This is a genomic window from Pseudomonas sp. FeS53a (genome assembly GCF_000931385.1).
Taxonomy (GTDB): domain Bacteria; phylum Pseudomonadota; class Gammaproteobacteria; order Pseudomonadales; family Pseudomonadaceae; genus Metapseudomonas; species Metapseudomonas otitidis.
Genome location: NZ_JYFT01000016.1, coordinates 1 through 23,914, shown reverse-complemented (window position 1 = coordinate 23,914; position 23,914 = coordinate 1). Strand labels below are relative to the sequence as shown.

18 protein-coding genes, 2 pseudogenes and 1 riboswitch are annotated in these 23,914 nt (G+C 67.2%); of the genes and pseudogenes, 11 read left to right on the top strand and 9 right to left on the bottom strand.

All coding sequences use genetic code 11. The features are described from left to right. Positions 1–229: pseudogene (locus tag SZ55_RS06665) on the top strand (IS110 family transposase); the annotation flags it as partial. Positions 230–347: 118 nt separating this feature from the next. On the opposite strand, the gene SZ55_RS06660 reads toward SZ55_RS06665, so the two are convergent. Beyond that, entirely contained in the window at positions 348–1,289 is a 942-nt protein-coding gene (locus SZ55_RS06660; RefSeq protein ID WP_044403277.1) for an alpha/beta fold hydrolase, read from the bottom strand. Between the two features lie 81 nt (positions 1,290–1,370). Then, positions 1,371–2,042 (bottom strand): TetR/AcrR family transcriptional regulator, encoded by a 672-nt coding sequence (locus SZ55_RS06655; protein WP_044403275.1) that lies wholly within the window; start codon positions 2,040–2,042, stop codon positions 1,371–1,373. A gap of 84 nt (positions 2,043–2,126) precedes the next feature. Here SZ55_RS06655 and SZ55_RS06650 point away from each other — a divergent pair, with 84 nt between their 5' ends. Next, positions 2,127–2,993, top strand: coding sequence for a hypothetical protein (locus tag SZ55_RS06650; protein ID WP_044403272.1), 867 nt, complete (start codon positions 2,127–2,129; stop codon positions 2,991–2,993). Here SZ55_RS06650 and SZ55_RS06645 read toward each other — a convergent pair. From SZ55_RS06645 to SZ55_RS06630, 4 genes are all read right to left on the bottom strand, one after another. Beyond that, positions 2,982–5,717, bottom strand: a complete 2,736-nt coding sequence (locus SZ55_RS06645; protein ID WP_044403270.1) for a LuxR C-terminal-related transcriptional regulator — start codon at positions 5,715–5,717, stop codon at positions 2,982–2,984. The two genes, SZ55_RS06650 and SZ55_RS06645, sit on opposite strands and share 12 nt — an antisense overlap. Positions 5,718–5,864: 147 nt before the next feature. Beyond that, positions 5,865–7,232, bottom strand: coding sequence for a DUF1329 domain-containing protein (locus SZ55_RS06640; protein ID WP_044403267.1), 1,368 nt, complete (start codon positions 7,230–7,232; stop codon positions 5,865–5,867). A 26-nt stretch (positions 7,233–7,258) separates the two neighbouring features. Beyond that, complete coding sequence (locus SZ55_RS06635) at positions 7,259–9,163, bottom strand: DUF1302 domain-containing protein (protein ID WP_044403265.1); 1,905 nt, start codon at positions 9,161–9,163, stop codon at positions 7,259–7,261. A gap of 251 nt (positions 9,164–9,414) precedes the next feature. Then, on the bottom strand, positions 9,415–11,097 hold the full coding sequence (locus SZ55_RS06630) for a fatty acid--CoA ligase (RefSeq protein WP_044403262.1): 1,683 nt from the start codon (positions 11,095–11,097) through the stop codon (positions 9,415–9,417). A 179-nt stretch (positions 11,098–11,276) separates the two neighbouring features. Here SZ55_RS06630 and SZ55_RS06625 point away from each other — a divergent pair, with 179 nt between their 5' ends. Continuing rightward, on the top strand, positions 11,277–12,452 hold the full coding sequence (locus SZ55_RS06625) for an acetyl-CoA C-acyltransferase (RefSeq protein WP_044403260.1): 1,176 nt from the start codon (positions 11,277–11,279) through the stop codon (positions 12,450–12,452). A gap of 76 nt (positions 12,453–12,528) precedes the next feature. Here the strand turns inward: SZ55_RS06625 and SZ55_RS06620 are convergent, their stop codons facing one another. Then, a complete protein-coding gene (locus tag SZ55_RS06620; protein ID WP_044403257.1) occupies positions 12,529–13,713 on the bottom strand; it encodes an MFS transporter in 1,185 nt (394 codons plus the stop codon). 89 nt (positions 13,714–13,802) lie between these two features. Between SZ55_RS06620 and SZ55_RS06615 the strand changes: the two genes are divergently transcribed. After that, the gene (locus SZ55_RS06615; RefSeq protein WP_044403254.1) at positions 13,803–14,585 is read left to right on the top strand and encodes an AraC family transcriptional regulator; all 783 of its coding nucleotides are present in this window, start codon (positions 13,803–13,805) and stop codon (positions 14,583–14,585) included. A gap of 436 nt (positions 14,586–15,021) precedes the next feature. On the opposite strand, the gene SZ55_RS06610 is transcribed toward SZ55_RS06615, so the two are convergent. Further along, positions 15,022–15,651 (bottom strand): LysE family translocator, encoded by a 630-nt coding sequence (locus SZ55_RS06610; RefSeq protein WP_044403252.1) that lies wholly within the window; start codon positions 15,649–15,651, stop codon positions 15,022–15,024. A gap of 79 nt (positions 15,652–15,730) precedes the next feature. On the opposite strand from SZ55_RS06610, the gene SZ55_RS06605 reads away from it, so the two are divergent. The 5 genes from SZ55_RS06605 (at position 15,731) to SZ55_RS06585 (ending at position 20,686) form a co-directional block, all read left to right on the top strand. Continuing rightward, on the top strand, positions 15,731–16,696 hold the full coding sequence (locus SZ55_RS06605; protein WP_044403249.1) for a 2-hydroxyacid dehydrogenase: 966 nt from the start codon (positions 15,731–15,733) through the stop codon (positions 16,694–16,696). Between the two features lie 48 nt (positions 16,697–16,744). Further along, entirely contained in the window at positions 16,745–17,740 is a 996-nt protein-coding gene (locus tag SZ55_RS06600; protein ID WP_044403247.1) for a class I SAM-dependent methyltransferase, read from the top strand. 87 nt (positions 17,741–17,827) lie between these two features. Further along, a complete protein-coding gene (locus tag SZ55_RS06595) occupies positions 17,828–19,297 on the top strand; it encodes an amino acid permease (RefSeq protein WP_269082600.1) in 1,470 nt (489 codons plus the stop codon). 43 nt (positions 19,298–19,340) lie between these two features. Beyond that, positions 19,341–19,461: riboswitch (yybP-ykoY riboswitch) on the top strand. Positions 19,462–19,555: 94 nt separating this feature from the next. Next, positions 19,556–20,137, top strand: coding sequence for a TMEM165/GDT1 family protein (locus tag SZ55_RS06590; protein WP_152644446.1), 582 nt, complete (start codon positions 19,556–19,558; stop codon positions 20,135–20,137). A 105-nt stretch (positions 20,138–20,242) separates the two neighbouring features. After that, complete coding sequence (locus SZ55_RS06585) at positions 20,243–20,686, top strand: ketosteroid isomerase-related protein (protein ID WP_044403238.1); 444 nt, start codon at positions 20,243–20,245, stop codon at positions 20,684–20,686. 48 nt (positions 20,687–20,734) lie between these two features. Here the strand turns inward: SZ55_RS06585 and SZ55_RS06580 are convergent, their stop codons facing one another. Continuing rightward, a complete protein-coding gene (locus tag SZ55_RS06580) occupies positions 20,735–21,550 on the bottom strand; it encodes a M48 family metallopeptidase (RefSeq protein ID WP_044403236.1) in 816 nt (271 codons plus the stop codon). A gap of 176 nt (positions 21,551–21,726) precedes the next feature. On the opposite strand from SZ55_RS06580, the pseudogene SZ55_RS29020 reads away from it, so the two are divergent. After that, positions 21,727–23,001 (top strand): annotated as a pseudogene (locus SZ55_RS29020) (HAMP domain-containing protein); the annotation flags it as partial. 12 nt (positions 23,002–23,013) lie between these two features. Then, entirely contained in the window at positions 23,014–23,856 is an 843-nt protein-coding gene (locus tag SZ55_RS29015) for a methyl-accepting chemotaxis protein (RefSeq protein WP_371320969.1), read from the top strand. Positions 23,857–23,914 lie beyond the last annotated feature (58 nt).

The window sequence follows — 23,914 nt, the reverse complement described above, 5'->3', positions numbered from 1 at the left end:
ACGCATCTCCAAGATGGGCTCATCGCGCCTGAGGGCCGGCCTGTACATGCCCGCGATCAGCGCCCTGACCTACAACGAAGCGATCAGAGCCATGGGCGAACGGCTAAGGGAGCGGGGCAAGACCGGCAAGCAGATCGTCTGCGCAGCGATGCGCAAGTTGCTGAACATCGCCTATGGCGTGCTGAAATCGGGCCAGCCGTTTGACGCAAAACTGGCCCTTGCTCACTAGAAATCAAGACGGTATCTACGACCGCCCAGCTCGCACCGCATGCTTGGACCGAAAACGCCGCTCCCGGGCTGTTATCCACAGGCGGGAGCGGCGCACGCTTGGTTGCTGTGCTCGGGCCTCAGCCCTGCAGGAACCGCAGTGCATCGGCGGCCGTCTGCTCGGGGATTTCCTCCATGGGGATGTGCCCGACGCCCGGGTAGGTGAGCACCTGGATGCCCGGGACGTCGCGCTGCCAGAGGGGTACGTGCCTGGGCGAGATCCAGCGGTCGCGCTCGCCCCACATCAGCAGGGTGGGCGCCTGGAGGGCGGCGACGCGCTCGGGGGTGCCTGCCAGCTCGTCCTTGTTGACCTTCAGCAGCACGCGGAAGATCTCCATCATCGCGCGGCGGTTGCCGGGGCGGCGGGTCAGGTCGTAGTAGCGGTCCACCACGCCGGGCTTGATCCGCCCCGGCTCGCCGTAGACCTCCTTGATGCCCTGGGCGATCAGCGCGCGGGGCATCCACATCGGCATCGCCACGGTGGCGCCCGGCAGCGCAGCGGCGGCGATCATCCAGGGCACCTTGCGCATCGGGTAGCCGGCCGGGTCCACCAGCACCAGGCGGTTGACCCGGTGCGGCTGCGCCAGGGCGAAGTTCCAGGCGATGTAGCCGCCCAGGGAGTTGCCGGCGATGGAGGCCTTGTCCACCCGCAGGTGATCCAGCAGCAGGCCGAGGATGCGCACCATGCGCTCGCCGGAGTAGTCACCGCTGCGCTTGGGGCCGGTCAGGCCGAAGCCGGGGACGTCGAAGCGGATGATCCGGTAGTGCGGCGCGAAGGCCTTCACCCAGCCATCCCAGGTGTGCAGCGAGGCGACCACGCCATGGATCATCACCAGCGCCGGTTTGTCCCGGCTGCCTTCGTCGCGGTAGTGGACGTTGAAGCCGTCCAGTTCGATGTAGCGCGAGCCGGATTCGGCGTTGCCGTAGCGGGACTTGAGCCGGTCGAGCGGCAGCGAACCGAAGCCCAGGCGGGCAACGCCGACGGCCAGCGGGGGCATCATCGGCAGGCTGGTGGCGGTCATGGGAGGCACCTCGTGGTTGTTATTGTCGGTGCCTTATCAGAGCACGCCCCCACGGAGCCGGTGGCCCAGCCTAAGGTTGTGTCACGCCGGCCCGCCCTGGGGTCGCAGGGCGGCGATCAGCAGGTCGCCGAGCACCGCCGTGGCCTGCTCGATCTGCGCACGGGGCGCGGCGCTGGCGAGCAGGTCGAGGGAGGCGGCCTCCAGCGCCCAGATCAGCGCCCGCCCGGTGAGCGGCTCCAGGGCCGGCCCGCTGATCCGCAGGCGTTCGTCGAGCAGCGCCACCAGCGCTTCATGGGCCCGCCGGCGGTGGCTGGCCAGGGGCGAGCCGCTGCGCATGGCCTCCTCCTGCATCAGGCGGATGATCGGCCCGACGGCCAGGTGGTAGTCGAAGAAGCAGCGCACCATGGCGCGCAGCCAGGCCTCGTCGCTGCCGCTGGCTTCGCGCAGGGCGCGGAAGCGTTCCAGCAGCAGCACCACCGAGGTCTGGTAGATGCACGCCAGCACATCCATCTTGTTGGCGAAGTGCTTGTAGAAGGTGCGCCGCGACACCCGCGCCGCCTCCAGCAGGTCGTTCACCGTGGTGTCGTCGATGCCCTTGCGGGCGAACACCGGGATGGCCGCCAGCTGGATGTTGGTCTTCAGCAGGTGCCCCACCAGCGGGCCGCCGCCCTCCCCTTGCTGGCGCGCCACGGCGCCGTAGCCGCCGAGGTCCTCGAACACCGCCAGAACGGCCCCACGCTCGCCCCCTTCCATCACGTCTCCTCACCGAACCAAGGCGCGGGTGACGGCGCTGCGCCGCCTCGCTACTCTTGGCGCGCCCCTTCCCGCCGGACCCGAATGCCGATGACGCTATCACGCCGCCTGCCCTGGCCGCTGGCCATCCTTTTGCTGGTGCTGTGCCTGCCGGCCGGCGCCGCCGACCTGTACTACCTGGGGCAGAAACTGCCGGACCTGCAGCGCCCCTGGGGCAGCCCGGAGTACCAGCAGCTAATCGAGGCCCTGGAGCGCATCGACAAGACCCAGGCCAACGCCCTGCCCCGCCGCAGCGGTGAGTTCACCGGGCCGATCTACCAGCGCATGGTCAATGAAGAGAACTTCAAGCCGCAGCTGAACATCTACGCCCCGCTGGAGCTGCGCCAGAACGAGGCGCGGGAGGTGCTGTTCCGCCTCAAGGAGCTGATGCGCCTGTACTTCGACTTCAAGGCCCCGCAGCAACCCTACGGCGCCGAAGCCCTGGGGCTGATGAGCTACTCCCTGCGCCAGCAGGCGGTGCTGTTCTCCCTGACGGTGGAGTTCTGGATGACCCTCTCGGAGAGCGACCAGACCAGCGCGATCCGCCTCCAGGGCCTGCAGGAGACCAAGGACGCCGCCGCCATGCTCACCTCCAGCGCGCTGGACTACCTGGGCCTGACCAAGCAGTTCAACCGCGAGGACCTGGTGCTCTACGGCGCCGAACTGGCCAAGCAACTGCCGGAGCTGTACATCCACCTGCGCAGCGAGGTGCGCGCCCAGTTGCTGGCACGGGTCGGCGAGCTGGCGGAGAAGCACCCCTATCCCGAGGTGCGCGCCAGCATGAGCAGCCTGCTGCCGGTGCTGGCCGGCATCCAGCAGGATGTGGAAAAACAGCTGGCACAGCCGCCGAAGACCAAGCCGGCGGCACCGGCCCTGGACCTCAGCGCGCCGCCGGCAACCTCAGCGCAATAGACCGAGGGCCTTGGCCCGGGCCACGGCCTGGGTGCGCCGCTCGACTCCGAGCTTGCCGTTGATGTGGCGGGCGTGGGTCTTCACCGTGTGCAGCGAGATGAACAGCCGCTCGCTGATCTCCTGGTTGGAACAGCCCTGTGCAATCAGCTGCAACACCGCCAGCTCCCGGGTGCTGAGCATTTCCCCGCTGCCCAGCGACTCGCCAGGCGCGTCGCCCGCCGAGTCGCCGAGGTGTTCCAGCAGGGTCGCCTGGGGGCCATCCGGACGCGCGGCGATCTGCTCACGCAACCAGCCACCGCGCTGGGTCAGCAGTACGTGGAACGGCAGCAAGGCGCCGCCGGCCATGGCATCGAACGCGCTGCCCAGGGCGAGTGACGCGTCGCGCTCCTTGCCCATTTCCAGCAGCAGGTGCACCAGCGCGACTTGCGCGAACTGGGCCAACAACAGCGCACCGGCTTCCCGGGCGCGCAGTGCCAGGGCCCGCAGGCGACGCTCGGCCTCGGCGGCACGCCCCTCCACCCGGGCCAGGGCGGCCTGCTGCAATTCGACGTACATCGGCAACTGCGGGTGGAACTCCGGCGCGGCGGCCGGCTGCTCGCCGCCGTAGGTTTCCGACAGCCGCACCAGCCAGGCATTGGCCAGTTCCAGTTGCCCCTGGGCCAGCCACAGCTCGCACTTCACCAGGGTGGCCATGGCCAGGTAGTAGACCGGGGGAATGTCCCAGATGTGCATCAGCCGCTCGGCCTCGGCGAGCAGGGCGAAGGCGGCGGCGAAGCGGCCTTCGCGCCCTTCCAGGCTGGCCAGCACGGCGTAGCCGGTGAGCAGGCTGATGTCGCGACAGGCGCGGGCTTCGGCGATCCCGGCGAGCAGGCGGCTGCGTGCCGCCTCGGGTTGCAGGCGCTGGGCCAGCAGATAGCCCTCGTACATCATCAGCCGTGCCCGTGCGGCGTAGTGGCGCTGGGGTGACAGGTCGCGCAGGCAATCGAGGCCCAGCTGCACTTCCAGGTAGGCCCGGTGCACCTCGCCCCGGGCGTGCAGCAGGCGCGAGCGGTCGTAGTGGGCGACGGCTTCGAACAGCGGGTTGCCGATGCGCTGGGCCAGTTCCAGGGCATCCCGGTTCAGGCCGCGGGCGCGCCACAGGTCGCCGCGCACCACGGCGATATTGGCCAGGGTCGACAGGCACAGCAGGCGCTGGCCGTAGCGCTCAGGGCTGAGGGTGGCGACCGCTTCGGCGCAGTGACGCTCGGCCAGGTCGATGTCGCCGCGCCCCCGGGCGATGACACCGCTCAGGGCGAGCCACTGGGACAGCAGGTTCTGCTGGGCCTGGGCGCTGGGCGCGGGCAGGAAGCGCGCCAGCTGGGCGCCCAGCTCCTCGGCGGCATCCAGCTGGCAGGCCAGGGCCAGCGCCAGGCTGTAGAGCATGATCAGCCGCGGGGTGCTGACCAGCAGGCTGTCGGGCAGGTCCATCTTCCAGCGCAGCAGCATGGCGATGTTCTGCTCGGCCAGCAGCTGCTCCTCGGAGAGGTTCTGCACCAGGCTGGCGGCCACGTCGGGCTGGCCGGCGCGCAGGGCCTGTTCGATGGCCTCGTCCAGCAACCCCTGGGCACTGAACCAGCGGCAGGCGCGCAGGTGCAGGCTGGCCTGGGGCAGGCTGCCGGCGCCGGTCGGCCGCGCCCGCAGCAGGTCGGAGAACAGGTGGTGGTAACGGAACCAGCGGCCGTGCTCGTCCAGCGGGACGAGGAACACCTGGTTGGCCTGCAGCTGCTGGAGCAGCGCGGCGCTGTCGTGGCTGTCGCGCACGGCGTCGCAGAGTTCGGCACAGAAGCGGTCGAGGCAGGCGGTGTCATAAAGGAAGGCCTGGATGTCCGCCCCCTGCCGTTCGATCACCTCTTCCAGCAGGTAGTCGCGGATCAAGCCTTCGTCACCGTGGGGGCCACGGGCCAGGGCCTGGGTGCCGCCTTCGTCCTGGCTGGCCAGCAGCCACAGGCGCAGGCCGGCGGCCCAGCCTTCGCTGCGCGACAGCAGGTGTTCGAGGCCGGCCCCCTCCAGCTCGACACCCTGGGCCTGGAGCAGTGCGGCGCTCTCCGCCTCGGTCAGGCGCAGGTCCTGCTCGTTGAGTTCCACCAGCTGCCGCGACAGGCGCAGGCGCGCCAGGTGCCAGTCCGGGCGCTGGCGGCTGGTCACCAGCAGCACCAGGCCGGCGGGCAGGTGGTTGAGGACGAACTGCAGGCAGCGGTCGAGCACGGCACCCTGGGCCAGGTGGTAGTCATCCAGCACCAGCAGCACGGGCTGGCGGGGGTCGAGCCGGGCGGAGAGTTCGTCCAGCAGGCCGTCGATCCATTGCTCGAAGGCGAAGGGCTGGTGGCGCTGGCGCAGCTTCAGCAGGCCCATGGCCTCCTCGCCCAGACCGGGCAGGAGCTGGCGCAGGCCGTCGAGCAGGCGTTCGAGGAAGCGTCCGGGGTCGTTGTCCCGACGCCCGAGCCCGAGCCACAGGGTGCGCCAGGCCTCGGGCAACCCTTCGCAGAACTCGATGGCCAGGGAGCTCTTGCCGAAACCGGCCGGGGCGCTGACCAGCAGCAGGCGGCCGGAAAGCCCGTCGACCAGGCGGTCACACAGACGGGGGCGGGACAGGTGTCCGGCCGGCAACGGAGGTCGGAAGAAGCGTTCGCCCACCACCGGCATGGCAGTGGGCGCGAAGGACCGCGAACTGGAAAGGTCTGTCATCACCCGGCTTCTAGTAATGGTTATGCCGCGGGGGCGTGGACGTGGTGGCAGCCTATCCCCTCGGCCGATTCATTTGAAGTACCCGGGGAAATCATGGACAAGAAAAAGCCGGCCCGAGGGCCGGCTTTTTTACAACGTCCTACAGGATCAGCGAACGCCTGCCTGACGCAGAGCGGCCGGGGTGTAGTCGCTCTCGGAAGCGCTGTAGTTGAAGTCGTAGGACTGCTTCTCCTCGTTCTTCATGCCCAGGGCCAGGTAGCGGCCGGAGAGCAGGTCATACAGGGTTTCCACGGCGTACCAGGGCACCTGCTTGTCGTAGTAGTACTCGGCATGGGCCTCGGCGACGCGCCACAGGGTGCCACGGCCGTCGTAGTGGTCGATGGCAGCGGCTTGCCAGGTGTCTTCGTCGATGTAGAAGTCACGCTTGGCGTAGATGTGGCGCTCGCCCGGCTTCAGGGTGGCGACGACGTGCCACACGCGGTGCAGCTCGTAGCGGGCCAGGTCCTGGTTGATGTGGCCGGCCTTGATGATGTCGTCGTACTTCAGCTTCGGCGAGTCGAGGCGGTAGCTGTTGTAGGGGATGTAGATCTCCTTCTTGCCTTCCAGCTTCCAGTCGTAGCGGTCGGGCGCGCCGTTGTACATGTCGAAGTTGTCGGACGTACGCAGGCCGTCGGCAGCGGTACCCGGGCCGTCGTAGGACACCTGCGGTGCACGACGGACGCGGCGCTGGCCGGCGTTGTACAGCCACGCCAGGCGCGGCTCCTTCACCTGGTTGAGGGTCTCGTGCACCAGCAGCACGTTACCGGCCAAGCGCGAGGGTGCCGTCACGCGCTGCTTGAAGTAGAACAGCACGTTGCTGGGCTTGCTCGGGTCGTAGTCCTTCAGCTTGTCGCGGAAGGTGAACTCATCCTGGAAGTACACCAGGCTATAGGAGCCGTTGGGCTGCGGGGTGGCCTGGGTCACCAGGCGACGCACGCTGCCACCGCGATAGCGGGTGATGTGGTTCCAGATCGCTTCCAGGCCGTTCTGCGGGATCGGGAACGGGTTGGCGGTCTTGAAGTTCTCCAGGCCGTTACCGCCTTCCACCAGCTTGGTGGCGGACGCGTTGGCCTTGGCGGCGGCGATCACGTCAGCCGGCACGGTGGCCGAACGGTGGGAGGGGAACACCGGCATCTTGTAGGAGTCCGGGTAGCGCTTGAACATGGCGTACTGGCCGGGGGTCAGCTTGTCCTTGTACTGGTCCACGTTCTGCGCGGTGATGGTGAACAGCGGCTTCTCGCTGGCGAAGGGGTCGGCGAGGAAGCCCTTGTCATCCACCGCACCAGCGTTCTGCGGCAGGCCGCCGGTCCACTCGGGGATGCTGCCATCGGCATTGCCGGCCTTCTCCGCACCCAGCGGGGTCAGGCTGGTGCCCAGCTTGGCCGCCTCGTCGGCCGGCACCGCCGCCATGACGGCGGAGGCCAGCAGCGACAGCGCCAGGGCACCGGTTTGCAGAAGAGTCTTTGTTGTTTTCATGGTGATTCCTTGTCTTCCGGAGCCGCTTAGAAGTTCATGCCGAAGCTGAGCGCGAGGAAGTCGCGGTCAGTCAGGGTGTTGTACTTGCCGCCGAAGAAGTCGGTGTAGCTGAGGCTGGCGGTGTAGGTGTTCTGGTACTCGGCGTCCATACCCAGGCTCACAGCCTTGGCGCCTTCGGTGAACAGGCCGTTGGGGCCGTAGCCATGGACGTCGTGGGACCAGACTACGTTCGGCTTCAGGTTGATACCGGCGAAGACGTCGTTGTAATCCCAGACCGCGCGGATGCGGTAACCCCAGGAGGTGCTGGTGACATAGCCGTCGTCTTCGCAGTACTTGCTGACGTTGTCCGGGGAAGTGCCTGCGCCAGAACCGTTGAGAGTGCCCTTGTTCAAGCCCACGCAGGCCGAGTTACTGGCGCTGGCCGGGAAAACAGAGCCTGCACTATTGGGCAGTGTTCCTGGCAGGGGACCAGGGCCGAATACCGGATCACGTCCGTAGCGAACGTCAGAGGTACTCTCAAGCCCACCCACGTGTACAACACCCACCTCACCCACAAGAGTTACGCGCTCAGCGCCCATCACCTGATCGAAGAAGTGAGTCAACGTGGTCTGGAACTGGGTGATCTCCTTGCGGCGATAGCCGTGCTGGTCCTGACCCGGCACCCCACTCAGGAGCGAAACGTTGCTACGTCCAGGTAGAGGCGTAAGCCCGGAGTAGAGAATGTCGGTGGTATTCAGTTGCACCGGCGCGTTGGGGCGGTAGCTGATCTCGCCACTCCAGGCGGTACCGGTTGGCAACGTCGTGGAGAAGCTCAGGCCGTACAGGCGAATGTCCTCGGGGTACTCGATGAAGTAGTTCGAGTTACCTGCCACCACCAGCGGGGTCAAGGCACCGCCCGGACCGACGGATGCATAGCGGGACAGCGGAGCACCCGTGGCACTGAAGATGGGCGCGCGGCTGTGATAGTTCATGAAGAAGGCGCCGAACTCGGTATTCAGCTCATCGGAGAAATACCGAAGTGCGGTACCCCATTGCCCACTGTCTCGGGCATCACGGTCCTTCCCACGGCGCACGAGGACACCTTCCTCGTTGATGTCCACATTGTTGGCGGCCAAGGCCGGCAGCAATGCTGCGTTGATGGTGGAGCGCTTGTTCAACACTCGCAGGTTATCGGTACAGCCATCCGCGACGATATCCGGCTGAGCAAAGAAGGTACCGCAGTTGTCGGTAACGGTCTGGTCCCACTCCAGCTGGTAGAAGGCCTCGGCAGACAGGTTCTCGGTCAGGCTCTGGGACACATAGAACATGTTGACCGGGATCAGGCCTTCCTTGATCTCCGCGCCTGGGCGGCGGAATGCCGAGACATCGATCGGGTTGATGCTGTTGATACTGTTACCGATGAAGGTGCTCTCACCCCAGCTCACCACCTGCTTGCCCAGACGCACGGAGCCCGGCAGGTCGGCGATGTTGTAGTTGTGGTAGATGAAGGCGTCGAGGATCTGGCCGCCGGAGGACTTGGCGCCCTCTTTACGATTGTGGTCGTCGATGTCCTTGAACAGGCGACTCTCGTCTTTCAGCTCGAAGTCGTACCAGTACTTGCCACGAATGAAGACACCGGTATCCCCATACTTCAGCTCCAGGTCGTGGATGCCCTTGAAGATCTTCGAAAAGGTCTCGCCGCGCTTGAAGTTCAGGTGCGAGTCATCGGAGGTCTGCGACAGGCCGCGACCGCCATTGTTCGAACCGATCAGGTCCTTGTCCGGACTGGCCATGGACCAGCTGGCCCCCACGGACAGCGACGAGTCGAACTGCCCCTCGATCTCACCGATGTTGAAGGTCACGCCGAATGCCGGAGCGGCGAGGGTGGATGCGAGGCTGACGGCTACGGGCAGCCGCGCCAGTCGCCAGATGGGTTTTCTAGTTGTTGTCATCGACGCTACTCCATGTGTGTTTTTTGTTATGGAATGAGCGGACTATAGCCAGCGGGCTATACCGCTTGATCCCTCTAAAGTGTGATTTGCTGCCCTGCGTACGGCCCGAGTCGCTCTGGCTCGCAGGTTTGAAGACTAGACCGAAGTAGCGATAGGTAAAGGCGGGGGTGACGCGGCAAGAGGCCGCAATCACTGGGCCAAGCGTTTGCTTGGTGGCTGGGCCGGGCCTTTCGGCCCGACCCAAGGGTGGGTCAGAGGGCGGAGAGGAAGGCGCTGCCGGAGGCCTGCCATTGGGCGATGTCGGCGCGGATACGTTTCTTGTCCAGTTTGCCCACGCTAGTCTTGGGAATTTCAGTAACAACGGCGATCTGGCTGGGAATGGCCCACTTGTTGATGTGGCCCTGCTCCACGAAGGGCTTGAGGTGCTCCTTCAGTTCCTTCGCATCCAGGGTGCAGCCGTCGCGGACCACCAGCAGCGCGAACGGGCGCTCGCCCCACTGCGGATCGGGCACCCCGACCACCGCCACCTCGCGCACCGCCGGATGACGGCTGACCAGGTCCTCCAGCTCCAGGGAGGAGATCCACTCGCCCCCGGTCTTGATCACGTCCTTGATGCGGTCGCGGATGTCGATGAAGCCCATGCCGTCCAGGGTCGCCACGTCACCGGTATGCAGCCAGCCGTGCTCCCACAGCTCCTCGCTCTTCTGCGGCTCGTTGAAGTAGCCCTGGGTCAGCCAGGGGGCGCGCAGCACCAGCTCGCCCTGGGTTTCGCCATCCACCGGCAGCAGGTGGCCCTCGGCGTCCATGATGGCCGCCTCCACCAGCGGCACCGGCACACCGGCCTTGATGCGATAGGTGGTGCGCTCGTCTTCGCTGCCAGCACGCAGTTCCTCGTTGAGGTGGGCGACGGAAATCAGCGGGCAGGTCTCGGACATGCCGTAGGCCGCCGTGAGCTGGATGCCACGGGCCTTGGCGGCTTCGTACAGGGCGCGGTTCAGCGCGCTGCCGCCGATGATCACCTTGAGCCCGCCGAAGTCATGGCCCTGGGCGCTCGGGGTGTTGAGCATCATCTGCAGGATGGTGGGCACGCAGTGGGAGAAGGTCACCTTCTCCTCGCGGATCAGCCGGCAGAGCATCTCCGGCTCGTAACGCCCCGGGTAGACCTGCTTCACCCCCAGCATGGTGGCCACGTAGGGCACGCCCCAGGCGTGAACGTGGAACATCGGGGTAATGGGCATGTAGACGTCGTCGGTGCCCATCAGGCGGATGCTGTCCAGCGCGCCGATGGTGGAGGCCATGGACAGGGTGTGCAGCACCAGTTGCCGGTGGGTGAAGTACACCCCCTTCGGGTTGCCGGTGGTGCCGGTGGTATAGAAGGTGGTGGCGACGGAGTCCTCGTCGAAATCCGGGAAGGCGTAGCGGGGGCTGGCGGCGGCCATCAGCGTCTCGTACTCGCCGACGAGGTTCGGCAGGTCGGCGCGCTTGTCGGCCGCGTCGGTCAGCAGCAGGGTCTTCTCCACCGTGCTCAGCTGGCCTTCGATGGCCTTGTAGATCGGCACGAACTCGCTATTGACCAGCACGAAGCGGTCCTCCGCGTGGTTCATGGTGTAGAGGATCTGGTCCGGCGAGAGGCGGATGTTGATGGTGTGCAGCACCGCGCCGATCATCGGGATGGCGAACATGCACTCCAGGTAGCGGTGGCTGTCCCAGTCCATCACCGCCACGGTGTCGCCGGCCTTCACACCGGCCTCGGTCAACACGTTGGCCAGGCGCGCCACGCGCTCGACGAAGGTGGCGTAGCTGTAGCGCACCTGGTCGCGGTAGACGATTTCCCGGGTCTTCTCGTAGCGGCTGCCGGAGAGCAGCAGACGCTTGATCAGCAAGGGATAGGTGTAGGCGTTGTCGGCCGGTTTGATGACTCGGGTCTGCACCATGGGAAAGCACCTGCGTACAAAGGGGTTTCATGTAGTCATGCGCACTCTAGAGCCCTCCGTCGAGGCCTCAATCAGTCAAAAGAATGATTTGCCACGTGACCCTTTGGCCACTTCCGGTCACGAGATAGAATCGCCCCACCCGGCCGGTCGCGGCCTGTCTCCACAGAGGAATCAAGAAGATGTCCGAGATCGTAATCGTCAGCGGCGCCCGCACCCCCATGGGCGGTTTCCAGGGCAGCCTCGCCGGTGTGTCCGCCGTCGACCTGGGCGCCCTGGCCATCCGTGAAGCCGTGGCCCGCGCCGGTATCGACGCCGCCGACGTGCAGGAAGTGATCATGGGTTGCGTGCTGCCCGCCGGCCTCAAGCAGGGCCCGGCCCGCCAGGCGTCCCTGAACGCCGGCCTGCCCGCCGCCACCGGCTGCACCACCATCAACAAGCTCTGCGGCTCCGGCATGAAGGCCGTGATGCTGGCCCACGACCTGCTCAAGGCCGGCACCAACAGCGTCATGGTCGCCGGCGGCATGGAGAGCATGTCCAACGCCCCCTACGTGCTGGAGAAGGCCCGCACCGGCCTGCGCATGGGCCACGGCGAGATCAAGGACCACATGTTCCTCGACGGCCTGGAAGACGCCCGCACCGGCCGCCTGATGGGCTCCTTCGCCCAGGAGACCGCCGACACGTACAACATCACCCGCGAGGAGATGGACGCCTACGCCATCGAGTCCCTCAAGCGTGCCCAGGCCGCCATCGCCGAGGGTGCCCTCGCCGCCGAGATCGTCCCGGTCACCGTCACCACCCGCAAGGGCGAGACCCTGGTGAAGGACGACGAGCAGCCGCTGACCGCCAACCTCGACAAGATCCCGACTCTGCGCCCGGCCTTCCGCAAGGACGGCACCATCACCGCCGCCAACGCCAGCTCCATCTCCGACGGCGCCAGCGCCCTGGTACTGATGACCGCCGAGGAAGCCCAGCGCCGTGGCCTCAAGCCCCTGGCGAAGATCGTCGGCCACGCCACCCAGAGCCAGGACCCGAGCGAATTCACCCTCGCCCCCATCGGCGCCATGACCAACCTGTTCAGGAAGACCGGCTGGAGCAAGGACGACGTGGACCTGTTCGAGATCAACGAAGCCTTCGCCATGGTCACCATGCTCGCCATGCGCGAACACGGCCTCGACCACGCCAAGGTCAACGTCTACGGCGGCGCCTGCGCCCAGGGCCACCCGGTGGGCTCCACCGGCTCGCGCATCATCCTCACCCTGATCAACGCCCTGCGTAACAAGGGCGGCAAGCGCGGCGTCGCCTCGCTGTGCATCGGCGGTGGCGAAGCCACTGCGGTGGCGGTGGAACTGCTGTAACCCGCCCGCGCGGCCAACCAAAAGGGGCTCCCGGACCAACGTCCGGGAGCCCCTTTTCATTCCGCCGGGGCGCGCCTCAGGCGGGCACCGCCCTGGGCGCGTGGGCCGGCGTCCTCGGGAAGACCAGCGCCACCGCGAAGGTCAGCGCACCGAACACCGCCAGCACCAGGTACAGCCCCACCAGCCCATGGCGCGGTTCGATGAAGGCGATCATCGGGATGGCAGCCGCACTGGCGCCGAAGGACAGGAAGTAGCGCAACGCGAAGACCCGCGCCTGCCACTGCGGCGCGACGAAGTTCGCCACCATCGCATCGTTCACCGTCACCTGGCCGAACACCGCGAACATGAAGGCGGCGCCCAGGGCGATCACAGCCCAGCCGTCGGCATAGGCCATGGCCACCAGCAACGGCCCCTGGCAGAAGGTCATCACCACGAACGGCAGCTTCAGGCTGTAGCGATCCAGCACGCGGCCCATCAGCAACTGCGCCACGGCACCGAAGGCGTAGGCGATGCTGACGACGATGCCGAGGCTTTCCGGCGAGGCGAACAGGTCCACCAGGCGCTCCTGGAACAGCTTCGGGTAGGTCATGGTCGAGGCGTTGAAGATCACCCCGCCGGTGGCCGTCACCAGCGCCAGCACACCGAACACCAGGCGCATCGACACCTGTCCCGCCCCGCCACCCCGATGGGTGCCGGCCGCGGCGACGGGAGACGCCTCGTCCCTTACGCAGAGGGCGAACCACACGCCAATGACCACCGACAGAGCGCCCGGCAGGATGAACGCCGCGCGCCAGCCGAAATGCGCGGTGAGAAAGCCCGTGACCAGCGCCGAGAACGCCACGCCCAGGTTGCCCCACATGCCGTTGATGCCGATCTCGCGACCGCGGTTCTGCGCATGGGCCACCAGCATCGCCGTGCCCACCGGGTGGTAGATGGCGGCGAACACGCCCATCAGCGTCAGCCCCAGCACCAGCATCGGCGTGCTGCGGCTCAGCCCGGTGAAGATCGCCGCGCCGCCGATGCCGAGGAAGAACGCCAGCATCATGTGGCGGCGGCTCCATTTATCCCCCAGCCAGCCGGCCGGTAGCGAGCAGGCCCCGAAGGCGATGAAGCCGCCGAGGGACAGCCCGATCAGTTCGGCGTAGGACAGCTCGAACGTAGCGGTCATGCCCAGCACGGCGGCAGGGAAGATGAGCATGAACATGTGGTCGATGATGTGGGCGGCGTTGATGAAGCGGATGACGGTACGCGGTCGGTTCATGGCAGTTTCGCTGCTGTTTGGTTGTTGTGGACCGCCATGCTAGGTTGGCCGCCCAGCAACGTTCTGCCAAAAAGATCATCGGAACAGCCATGTTCATCGACCATCTGCCCCAGGGCCGGATCGGCGCCGTCGCCCTCGACTACCCCGACGGCGCCCATGTCGACCTGCACCTGCACAGCCAGGCGCAATTCCTCTACGCAGCGCAGGGGCTGATGCGCCTGGTCACCGAGGCCGGCGCCTGGGTCATCCCGCCAACCCGCGCGGTGTGGATCCCACCGGGTATCGAGCACCAGATCTTCATGTCCGGGCAGGTGCAGATGCGCACCCTGTTCATCGCCGCCGAAGCCGCACCGCCGAACCTCGATGCCTGCTGCGTACTGGCGGTACCGCCGCTGCTGCGGGAGCTGATCCTGCGCCTGGTGGCGCTGGAGGCCGGCGATACCGATGACGAACACCGCAGCCTGGTGCAGCGCCTGATCCTCCACGAGATCGCCGCCCTGGAGCGCATGCCCCTGCACCTGCCGATGCCCCAGGACCGACGCCTGCAAGCCATCTGCCTGGCCCTGCTGGAAACCCCGGAGAGCACCCGCACCCTCGACGACTGGAGCCTGGAGGTGGGCGCCAGCACCCGCACCCTGAGCCGGCTGTTCGCCCAGGAGCTGGGCATGAGCTTCAACGACTGGCGCCAGCAGCTGCGTCTCACCGAGGCCCTGCCGCGCCTGCTGGCCGGGCACGGCGTGCAGCAGGTCGCCCACGACCTGGGCTACGGCAGCGGCCGCGCCTTCAGCGCCATGTTCCGCCGCCTGCTGGGGGAAAACCCGAGGGAATACGTGGCCAGCCTGGGATTGCTGGCGACGCTGGAGAAGGGCTGATGTGCCAGATGCTGCCTGGTGGGGTGCGGATGGCGGTGATGCGGTTCGCCGAGCTCACCGCATCCTACGGGATGCACACCACGCTCCGTAGGATGGGCTGAGCTACGCGAAGCCCATCATTGCAAGGTGCGGAGCCACGATGCGGTTCGCCGAGCTCACCGCATCCTACGGGATGCACACCGCGCTCCGTAGGATGGGCTGAGCTACGCGAAGCCCATCATTGCAAGGTGCGGAGCCACGATGCGGTTCGCCGAGCTCACCGCATCCTACGGGTGCGCACCACGCTCCGTAGGATGGGCTGAGCTATGCGAAGCCCATCATTGCAAGGTGCGGAGCCACGATGCGGTTCGCCGAGCTCACCGCATCCTACGGATGCGCACCACGCTCCGTAGGATGGGCTGAGCTACGCGAAGCCCATCGTTGCGAGGTGGAGCGCTTACTTCATCGAGGTGAACGCCAGCTTGATCCCCAGGCCCACCAGCACGGCGCCCATCAGGCGGTCGAACCAGTGGCCCAGGCGGGCGAAGCCACTGCGCACACGCTCCTGGCTGAACAGCATCGCCACCAGGCAGAACCACACGGCGGTGGCACAGGCCAGGTAGAGGCCGTAGCCGGCCTGCACCGTCAGCGGGGTGTGGGGGTTGATGACCACGGTGAACAGCGAGAGGAAGAACAGCGTCGCCTTGGGGTTCAGCCCATTGGTGACGAAGCCGGTGACGAAGGCACCGCGCGGGCTGCGCACGTCGCGGGTGAGTTCCGCCTCGGCCGCCGCCGGGTCGGCCGGGCGCGCCCGCAGGGCCTTGATGCCGATGTACAGCAGGTAGGCCGCCGCCAGCCATTTCAGCGCGTTGAACAGCACGATGGACTGGGAAACGATCAGGCCGATGCCCAGCAGCGAATAGGCCACGTGGACGAAGATCCCCGTGCCCACGCCGATCGCCGTCCAGGTCCCGGCGCGCCGTCCATGGGCCACGCTCTCGCGCACCACGATGGCGAAGTCCGGTCCCGGGCTGGCCACGGCCAGCAGGTGGATCAGGGCAACGGTGAGGAATTCCGTCCAGTACATGGCGCCTCCAGATTCGAGCCAAGGGTCTGTTAGGCTGGCCACCTTACGCCTCCCCAAGCCTCGGAAAAAGGTACAGCTGATGACCAACAGCCTCCGCGCCGTGTTCCTCGACCACGCCTCCCTCGACCTCGGTGACCTCGACCTGACGCCCCTGCGCCAGCTCTTCGGCGAACTGGTGCTGCACGAGCAGAGCGCCCAGGCCGACGTGGTGGAGCGCCTCCGGGGTGCGCCGGTGGCGATCACCAACAAGGTGGTGATCGACGCCGACGCCATGGCCGCCCTGCCCGACCTGCGGCTGATCCTGGTCAGCGCCACCGGCACCAACAACGTCGACCTCGCGGCGGCACGCCAGCACGGCATCACTGTCAGCAACTGCCGGGGCTATGGCACGCCCTCCGTGGCCCAGCACACCCTGATGCTGATGCTCAACCTGGCCACGGCCTTCCTCGACTACCAGCGCGACGTGCGCCAGGACCGCTGGCAGAAGGCGAGCCAGTTCTGCCTGCTGGATCACCCCATCGTCGAACTGGAAGGCAAGACCCTCGGCCTGCTCGGCCATGGCGAACTGGGCGGCGCGGTGGCGCGCCTGGCCGAAGCCTTCGGCATGCGCGTGCTGCTGGGGGCGCTGCCCGGCCGCCCCGACCGGGCCGATCGCCTACCCCTGGAGGACCTGCTGCCGCAGGTGGACTTCCTCAGCCTGCACTGCCCGCTGACCGAGCACACCCGCCACCTGATCGACGCCCACGCGCTGGCGCGGATGAAGCGCGGCGCCTTCCTGGTCAACACGGCCCGGGGTGGCCTGGTGGACGAACATGCCCTGGCCGACGCCCTGCGCAGCGGCCACCTGGGTGGCGCCGCCACCGACGTGCTGACCCAGGAACCACCGAAGGACGGCAACCCGCTGCTGGCGGTGGACATCCCGCGCCTGATCGTCACCCCGCACAACGCCTGGGGCAGCCGCGAGGCGCGCCAGCGCATGGTGGAGCAGATGACCGAGAACACCGAGGCCTGGCTGGCGGGCACCCCGTGCCGTACGGTCGTCTAGGGCGGGTGAGTTTCTGGTAAAGTTCGCCGCTTTTATCAGGACCGACCCATGGACCCGCGCAGCGAAGTCGTGCTTCGACAGGCCGAACTGTTCCAGGGCCCGCTGCTGGCAGCGGGTCTTCCCGCCGACGACCTGCTCGGCACCCTGCCCCAGGCCCGGGGCTGGAGCTGGCACGCGGGCGAGCACGCCAGCCTGGAGGCCCGCTTCTCCGGCCGCACCACTCTCGGGGTGCAGGCGCCGGACGAGCCCTTCGAACAAGCCCTGCTGTTCCTGCCCAAGTCCCGCGAACTGACCGATTACCTGCTGGCCGCCCTGGCCGCCCGCCTGCCCGGCCGTCAGCTGTTCCTGGTGGGCGAGAAGCGCGGCGGCATCGAGCGTGCCGCCAAGCAGTTGGCCGCCTTCGGCACCCCGCGCAAGCTGGACAGCGCGCGCCATTGCCAGCTGTGGCAGGTGCGCGTCGACCAGGCCCCCGAGCGCCCCGACCTGGACAGCCTGGCCCAGCGCTACAGCCTGGAGCTGCCCGATGGGCCGCTGCAGGTGGTCAGCCTGCCCGGGGTGTTCAGCCACGGTCGCCTGGACCGGGGCACCGCCCTGCTGCTGCCGCACCTCGACGACCTGCCCGTCGGCCCGGTGCTGGATTTCGGCTGTGGGGCCGGCGTCATCGGTGCCAGCCTCAAGCGCCGCTACCCGGCCAGCGAACTGCTGCTGCTGGACGTGGACGCCTTCGCCATCGCCAGCAGCCGCCTGACCCTGGCCGCCAACGGCCTCGCTGCCGAGGTGATCGCCGGCGACGGCATCCACGCCGCGCCCAAGGGGCTTGCCGCCATCGTCAGCAACCCGCCCTTCCACCAGGGCGTGCACACCGACTACCAGGCCAGCGAAACCCTGCTGCGGGCCGCCGGCCAGCACCTGCGCCCCGGCGGCGAGCTGCGCCTGGTGGCCAACAGCTTCCTGCGCTATCCGCCCCTCATCGAACAGGCGCTCGGCAATTGCCAGACCCTGGTGGAGGGCGACGGCTTCCGCGTCTACCGTGCCCGACGCTGAGCGGCGGGCGTTCCTGCATCTACCCACGACGAGCGGCCCCGGCCGCCGCGCCCATCCGGCATGAGACCGGACCCCTGGAGTTCTACCTTGACCGACCACACTGCCAACCCGCCGGCCGCCCACGGCCTGCACCGGGCGCTGAAGCCCCGTCACCTGAACATGATCGCCATCGGCGGCTCCATCGGCACCGGCCTGTTCGTCGCCTCCGGCGCCACCGTCGCCACGGCCGGCCCCGGCGGCGCCCTGCTGGCCTACGCCCTGATCGGCCTGATGGTCTACTTCCTCATGACCAGCCTGGGGGAGATGGCCGCCTACATGCCGGTTTCCGGCTCGTTCAGCACCTATGGCAGCCGGTTCGTCGACGATGGCTTCGGTTTCGCCCTGGGTTGGAACTACTGGTACAACTGGGCGGTGACCATCGCCGCCGAACTGGTGGCAGCCCAATTGATCATGAATTTCTGGTTCCCGGACGTGCCCGGCATCTACTGGAGCGGGCTGTTCCTGGCGCTGATGTTCGCGCTGAACGTGGTCTCGGTTAAGGGCTTCGGCGAGAGCGAGTTCTGGTTCGCGCTGATCAAGGTGGTGACGGTGGTGATCTTCATCGGCGTCGGCCTGGCCACCATCTTCGGCCTGATGAGCGGCATGCAGTCCCCGGGCTTCAGCAACTTCACCCTGGGCGAGGCGCCCTTCGTCGGCGGCCTGCAGGCCATGGTCGGCGTGGCGATGATCGCCGGCTTCTCGTTCCAGGGCACCGAGCTGATCGGCATCGCCGCCGGCGAGTCGGAGAACCCGCGCAAGAACATCCCCATCGCCATCCGCCAGGTGTTCTGGCGAATCCTGATGTTCTACATCCTGGCGATCTTCGTGATCGGCATGCTGATCCCCTACACCGAGCCCAGCCTGCTGCAGAACGAGGCCAGCGACATCAGCGTGTCGCCCTTCACCCTGCTGTTCGAGCGGGCCGGCTTCGCTGCCGCCGCCAGCGTGATGAACGCGGTGATCCTCACGGCCATCCTCTCGGCGGGCAACTCGGGCATGTACGCCTCGACGCGGATGCTCTACACCCTGGCCCTCCAGGGCAAGGCGCCGAAGCTGTTCGCCCGCCTCTCCGACAGCGGCGTGCCGCGCAATGCGCTGTACGCCACCACCCTGGTGGGCGCGCTGTGCTTCTTCACCTCCATTGTCGGCGACAGCACCCTCTACACCTGGCTGCTGAACACCTCCGGCATGTGCGGCTTCATCGCCTGGCTGGGCATCGCCGTCTCCCACTACCGCTTCCGCAAGGGCTACCTGCTGCAGGGCGGCCGCCTGGAAGACCTGCCCTACCGCGCCAAGCTGTTCCCCTTCGGCCCGCTGTTCGCCTTCGCCCTGTGCCTGGCGATCACCCTCGGGCAGAACTACGAGGCGCTGGTGGGCGAGCAGATCAACTGGGTGGGCCTGGCGGCCACCTACATCAGCCTGCCGCTGTTCCTGGTGATCTGGCTGGGCTACCGCCTGCGCAAGGGCAGCCGCTTCGTGCGCTACGCCGAGATGGACGTACGCCCCACCCTCGACTGACGCAGCGGCGGGCTTGCCCAGCGAGCCCGCCTTGTGCAAAATGCGCCCCGTCCTAGGGGAGTAGTCTCCCGCGAGCGCCCTGCTCGCCCGGTCCGCGTCAACACACTTGGTCCACAGACCATGGCGCGGACGACCCCGAGCCTGCACAGACAGGCCAGCGGTTTGACAAGACCTATGACACACACAACCTGACCCGGGGCGGGCAGATTGCGTGTGTCATGGTGATTAGTCGACCCGCCCCCCGTAGGAACCCTGATGCTGGAATCCCTGTTCGTCCCCACCCTGATCGTTGCCCTGGCCGAAATCGGCGACAAGACGCAATTGCTCGCCCTGCTCCTGGCTGCGCGCTTCCGCAAACCCTGGCCGATCATCTGGGGCATCATCGCCGCCACCCTGGCCAACCACTTCGCGGCCGGTGCGGTGGGCAGCTGGGTCGCCGGCTTCTTCTCCCCCGCCACCCTGGGCTGGATCCTCGCCGCCTCCTTCGCCGCCGTGGCCCTGTGGACCCTGGTGCCGGACAAGCTGGACGACGACGAAGCCTCCGGCCTGAAGAAATACGGCCCCTTCCTCACCACGCTGATCGCCTTCTTCCTCGCCGAGATGGGCGACAAGACCCAGGTCGCCACCGTGATGCTGGCCGCCCAGTACCCGCACTTCGTGCTGGTGGTCGCCGGTACCACCCTGGGCATGCTGATCGCCAACGTCCCCGTGGTGCTGGCGGGCAACTTCGCCGCTGATCGCCTGCCCCTGGCCCTGATCCGCCGCCTCGCTGCCGTCGCTTTCGGCGTCCTCGCCGTCTACGCCGCGTGGCAGGCCTGGATGCTGACCAGCGCGAGCTGATTCGCCACTCGGCTGACGCCGGAACGCCGGCGTTTCGGCCAATGGCAGGCGGCTGGCAACTGGTAGATTCCCGCCGATCTGCAGAACCGGCGAAGGAGACAGCGGATGTCGACCGAAGACCTGAAACGCGTCGTGCGCCAGCACATCGACCTCACCTGGAACAAGGGCCGTCTGGCACTGGCCGAGCAGTTGCAAAGCAAGGACTTCCTCTACAAGAGCTCCTTCCTCGGGCAGACGCTGGACAGCGCCGGCTACGCCGGGATGGTGCAGGAGATCCGCGAGGCCATGCCCGACCTGGAAGTGGTGGTGGAGGAATGCATCGCCGAAGGCCACAAGGTGTTCACCTGGAGCACCCTGATCGGCAGCATCCAGAAGCCCGCCCTGGGCTACCCGCCCAGCGACCGGGTGCTGAGCATCTCGGCCATGGCGTTCTGGACCCTCAACAGCCTGGGGGAGGTGCAGGAGCTGTGCACCATGTTCGACATGGAAAGCTTCCGCGCCCAGCTGGGGTTGGCCAGCCGCGCGTACGCGGAAAAAGCGCTGCCCTGAGGCAATGGGAACCGCCGGCTCGACGAGCCGGCGGTATCGATGGAGCGGTCAGCCGCCCTTGGCCTGCTTGTAGAAGGGCATGACCTTCGGAATCGCCGCCTGCAGGGAAGCGATCCGCGAGCTGGACGAGGGGTGGGTGCTCATGAACTCCGGCGGAGCCCCTTCGCTGGCCTTGCTCATCTTCTGCCACAGGCTGATGGTCGCGTTGGGGTTGTAGCCGGCGCGGGCAGACAGCTCGAGGCCGATCAGGTCGGCCTCGTTCTCGTTGGCGCGGCTGTTGGGCAGCGTCATCAGGTATTTCACGCCGACGTTGGCCAGTTGCAGGTTTTCGTTGCTCACCCCCAGCAGCGAACCCAGCTGGGTCCCCATCTGTAAGGGATAGGCCTTGGACATGGCTTCACGGCCGTGCTCGCGCAGGGCGTGGGCGATCTCGTGGCCCATCACCGCTGCCAGCTCGTCGTCGGTGAGTTTGAGCTGATCGATCAGCCCGCTGTAGACGATGATCTTGCCGCCAGGGCCGCAGTTGGCGTTCAGCTCGTCGCTGTCGATCACGTTGGCGTCCCAGGCCCATTGGGCCGCGTCGGGACGGAACACGGACACCTGCCCGATCAGCCGCTTGGCAATGGCCGAGACGCGCTTGGCGTTGGCGCTGCTCTTGTCCAGCACGCCGGCCTGGGAGGCCTCGTTCAGGGTCTCCTGATAGGACTGGGCATACATCTGGTTCACCTGCTGCTCGGACAGCATGCTGAACATGTACTGCTTGCGCTCGACACCGACGGCACCGCCGCTGGTGGTATTCACGGCCTGGCATCCTGCCAGAAGGACGGACAGCGCGAGGCTGCCGAGGATAAGAGGCTTGGCCACTTGTCATTCTCCTGCTTGAACTGCGCGGTACTGTAAGGACCGGACCGATACCAGGCAACCAGGAAGCGGACTAGTGGCCAGGTGACTATCTTTTGTTGTGACAACGGGCTCATGCTCCCGCCCGGTCCGGCCGATAAACCCAGCGCTGGCTGAATAAAGACGCGAACGGAGTTCCCATGAAATTCAGATCGATCCAGTTTTCGGTAGCCACCCTGGCCGGCGCCAGCGTGCTCGCCGTGGTAGTCGCCCTGGTGCTCTACGCCCTCTTCGCCGGCGCCCGGACCCAGGAGCTGGTGCAGTCCCGGACCGAAACACTGCTGGAGCAGGCCATCGCCGACCGCCTGCAGTCGCTGGCCGCCGCCCAGGTTTCGGACATCCAGCGCGAGCTGGCCGCGCCCATGAGCATCGCCGCCACCGTCGCCCAGACCAACGCCCTGCTGGGGCAGACCGCCGAGGACGGCAGCCCGGCGCTCAGCGCCTCCCGCAAGGAGCTGCTCAACCTGCTGCGCCACCTGCTGTCGAGCAACCCCAAGCTGATCGACCTCTACATCGGCTGGCAACCCAATGCCTTCGGCAATGACTCCGACAACATCGGCACCCCTGGCCACGACGAGACCGGCCGCTTCATGCCCTGGTTCTACCGCGACGGCAACGCCCTGAAGGTCGACCCGCTGGGCGCCACCCTGGAAAGCGAGAAGCTCCTGCCCACCGGCGTGCGCGAGGGCCAGTACTACCTGTGCCCGCGCGAAACCCTCAAGCCCTGCGTGGTGGACCCAGCCCCCTACGAGTTCGCCGGCAAGATGGTGATGCTCTCCAGCTTCAACGCGCCGATCCTGGTCAACGGCCAGTTCAAGGGCGCGGTGGGTGCGGACCTGTCCCTGGACTTCATCCAGCAACTGCTGGTCGAGGCCAACAAGAAGCTCTACAACGGCGCCGGCGAGCTGGCGCTGCTGGCCAACAACAAGCGCCTGGTGGCCTACACCGCCAACGCCGCCAAGCTGGGCGAGCCGGCCGACCAGGTGCTGGGCAGCGTGATCGCCGACAACCTGCGCAACCTCAGCGGTGACCAGCCGGCMTACGAGATCGACCGCCAGAACGGCCGTATCTTCCTGCTGGTGCCGTTCAAGGTCGCCGGCACCGATTCGCGCTGGATGCTCAGCCTCAACCTGCCGCTGGAAACGGTGATGGCCGACCTGCACAAGCTCGAAGGCGACCTCACCGTACAGCGCGACAGCGACATCCTCGGCATGAGCCTGGTGGGCCTGCTGATCGCCGCCCTGGGCCTGGTGGTCATCTGGTTCGTCGGCTACGGCATCGCCAGCCCGCTGCGGCAGATGGTGGCCATGCTCGACGACATCGCCAAGGGCGAGGGCGACCTCACCCGCCGCCTGCATTCCGACCGCGCCGACGAACTGGGCGCCATCGCCAACGGCTTCAACACCTTCCTCGCCAAGCTGCAAGCGATGATCAGCCAGGTGGTGACCTCGGTGCAGAAGGTCAGCGACTCCTCCGAGCACACCGCCGACATCGCCATCCGCACCAACCAGGGCGTGCAGAAGCAGCTGGCCGAGATCGAACTGGTGGCCACCGCCGTCCACGAGATGACCGCCACCGCCCAGGACGTGGCGCGCAACGCCACCCTGGCCGCCGAGGCGGCCAACAACGCCGACCAGGCCGCCAACGACGGCAAGCGCATCGTCCAGAGCACCACCGGCGCCATCAGCGCCCTGGCCGAGGAGATCGCCCGCGCCGTGGGCGTGGTGCAGAACCTGGCCAAGGACAGCGAGAACATCAACGCCATCCTGGTGGCCATCCGCGGCATCGCCGAGCAGACCAACCTGCTGGCCCTCAACGCCGCCATCGAGGCCGCCCGCGCCGGCGAGCAGGGCCGCGGCTTCGCCGTGGTGGCCGACGAGGTGCGCAACCTGGCGCAGAAGACCCAGCAGGCCACCGAGGAAATCCAGACCATGATCCAGCAGCTCCAGCAGGGGACGCGCGACGTGGTGCGGGTCATGCAGGACAGCCAGACCAAGACCGACACCAGCGTGCAGTCCGCCAGCGAGGCGGCCCAGGCGCTGGAGTCCATCACCCAGGCGGTGTCGGTGATCAACGACATGAACACCCAGATCGCCAGCGCCGCCGAAGAGCAGAGCGCCGTGGCCGAGGACATCAACCGCAACGTCACCAACATCGGCCAGGTGGCCAACGAGGTGGCCGGCGGCGCCGATGAAGCCTCCGCCGCCAGCGCCGAGCTGACCAAGCTGGCCGAGCAGCAGCGCCGGCTGATCAACCAGTTCAAGGTCTGACCCGCGCCACCTCCCCGGCCCACAGGGCCGGGGAGGTGGCGCGGGTCAGACCTTGAAC

Excerpts from the sequence above, each read along its gene's own strand:
- SZ55_RS06660 (WP_044403277.1), bottom strand. The coding sequence starts at position 1,289 with ATGACCGCCACCAGCCTGCCGATGATGCCCCCGCTGGCCGTCGGCGTT.
- SZ55_RS06655 (WP_044403275.1), bottom strand. The coding sequence starts at position 2,042 with ATGGAAGGGGGCGAGCGTGGGGCCGTTCTGGCGGTGTTCGAGGACCTC.
- SZ55_RS06650 (WP_044403272.1), top strand. The coding sequence starts at position 2,127 with ATGCCGATGACGCTATCACGCCGCCTGCCCTGGCCGCTGGCCATCCTT.
- SZ55_RS06645 (WP_044403270.1), bottom strand. The coding sequence starts at position 5,717 with ATGACAGACCTTTCCAGTTCGCGGTCCTTCGCGCCCACTGCCATGCCG.
- SZ55_RS06640 (WP_044403267.1), bottom strand. The coding sequence starts at position 7,232 with ATGAAAACAACAAAGACTCTTCTGCAAACCGGTGCCCTGGCGCTGTCG.
- SZ55_RS06635 (WP_044403265.1), bottom strand. The coding sequence starts at position 9,163 with ATGACAACAACTAGAAAACCCATCTGGCGACTGGCGCGGCTGCCCGTA.
- SZ55_RS06630 (WP_044403262.1), bottom strand. The coding sequence starts at position 11,097 with ATGGTGCAGACCCGAGTCATCAAACCGGCCGACAACGCCTACACCTAT.
- SZ55_RS06625 (WP_044403260.1), top strand. The coding sequence starts at position 11,277 with ATGTCCGAGATCGTAATCGTCAGCGGCGCCCGCACCCCCATGGGCGGT.
- SZ55_RS06620 (WP_044403257.1), bottom strand. The coding sequence starts at position 13,713 with ATGAACCGACCGCGTACCGTCATCCGCTTCATCAACGCCGCCCACATC.
- SZ55_RS06615 (WP_044403254.1), top strand. The coding sequence starts at position 13,803 with ATGTTCATCGACCATCTGCCCCAGGGCCGGATCGGCGCCGTCGCCCTC.
- SZ55_RS06610 (WP_044403252.1), bottom strand. The coding sequence starts at position 15,651 with ATGTACTGGACGGAATTCCTCACCGTTGCCCTGATCCACCTGCTGGCC.
- SZ55_RS06605 (WP_044403249.1), top strand. The coding sequence starts at position 15,731 with ATGACCAACAGCCTCCGCGCCGTGTTCCTCGACCACGCCTCCCTCGAC.
- SZ55_RS06600 (WP_044403247.1), top strand. The coding sequence starts at position 16,745 with ATGGACCCGCGCAGCGAAGTCGTGCTTCGACAGGCCGAACTGTTCCAG.
- SZ55_RS06585 (WP_044403238.1), top strand. The coding sequence starts at position 20,243 with ATGTCGACCGAAGACCTGAAACGCGTCGTGCGCCAGCACATCGACCTC.
- SZ55_RS29015 (WP_371320969.1), top strand. The coding sequence starts at position 23,014 with ATGATCAGCCAGGTGGTGACCTCGGTGCAGAAGGTCAGCGACTCCTCC.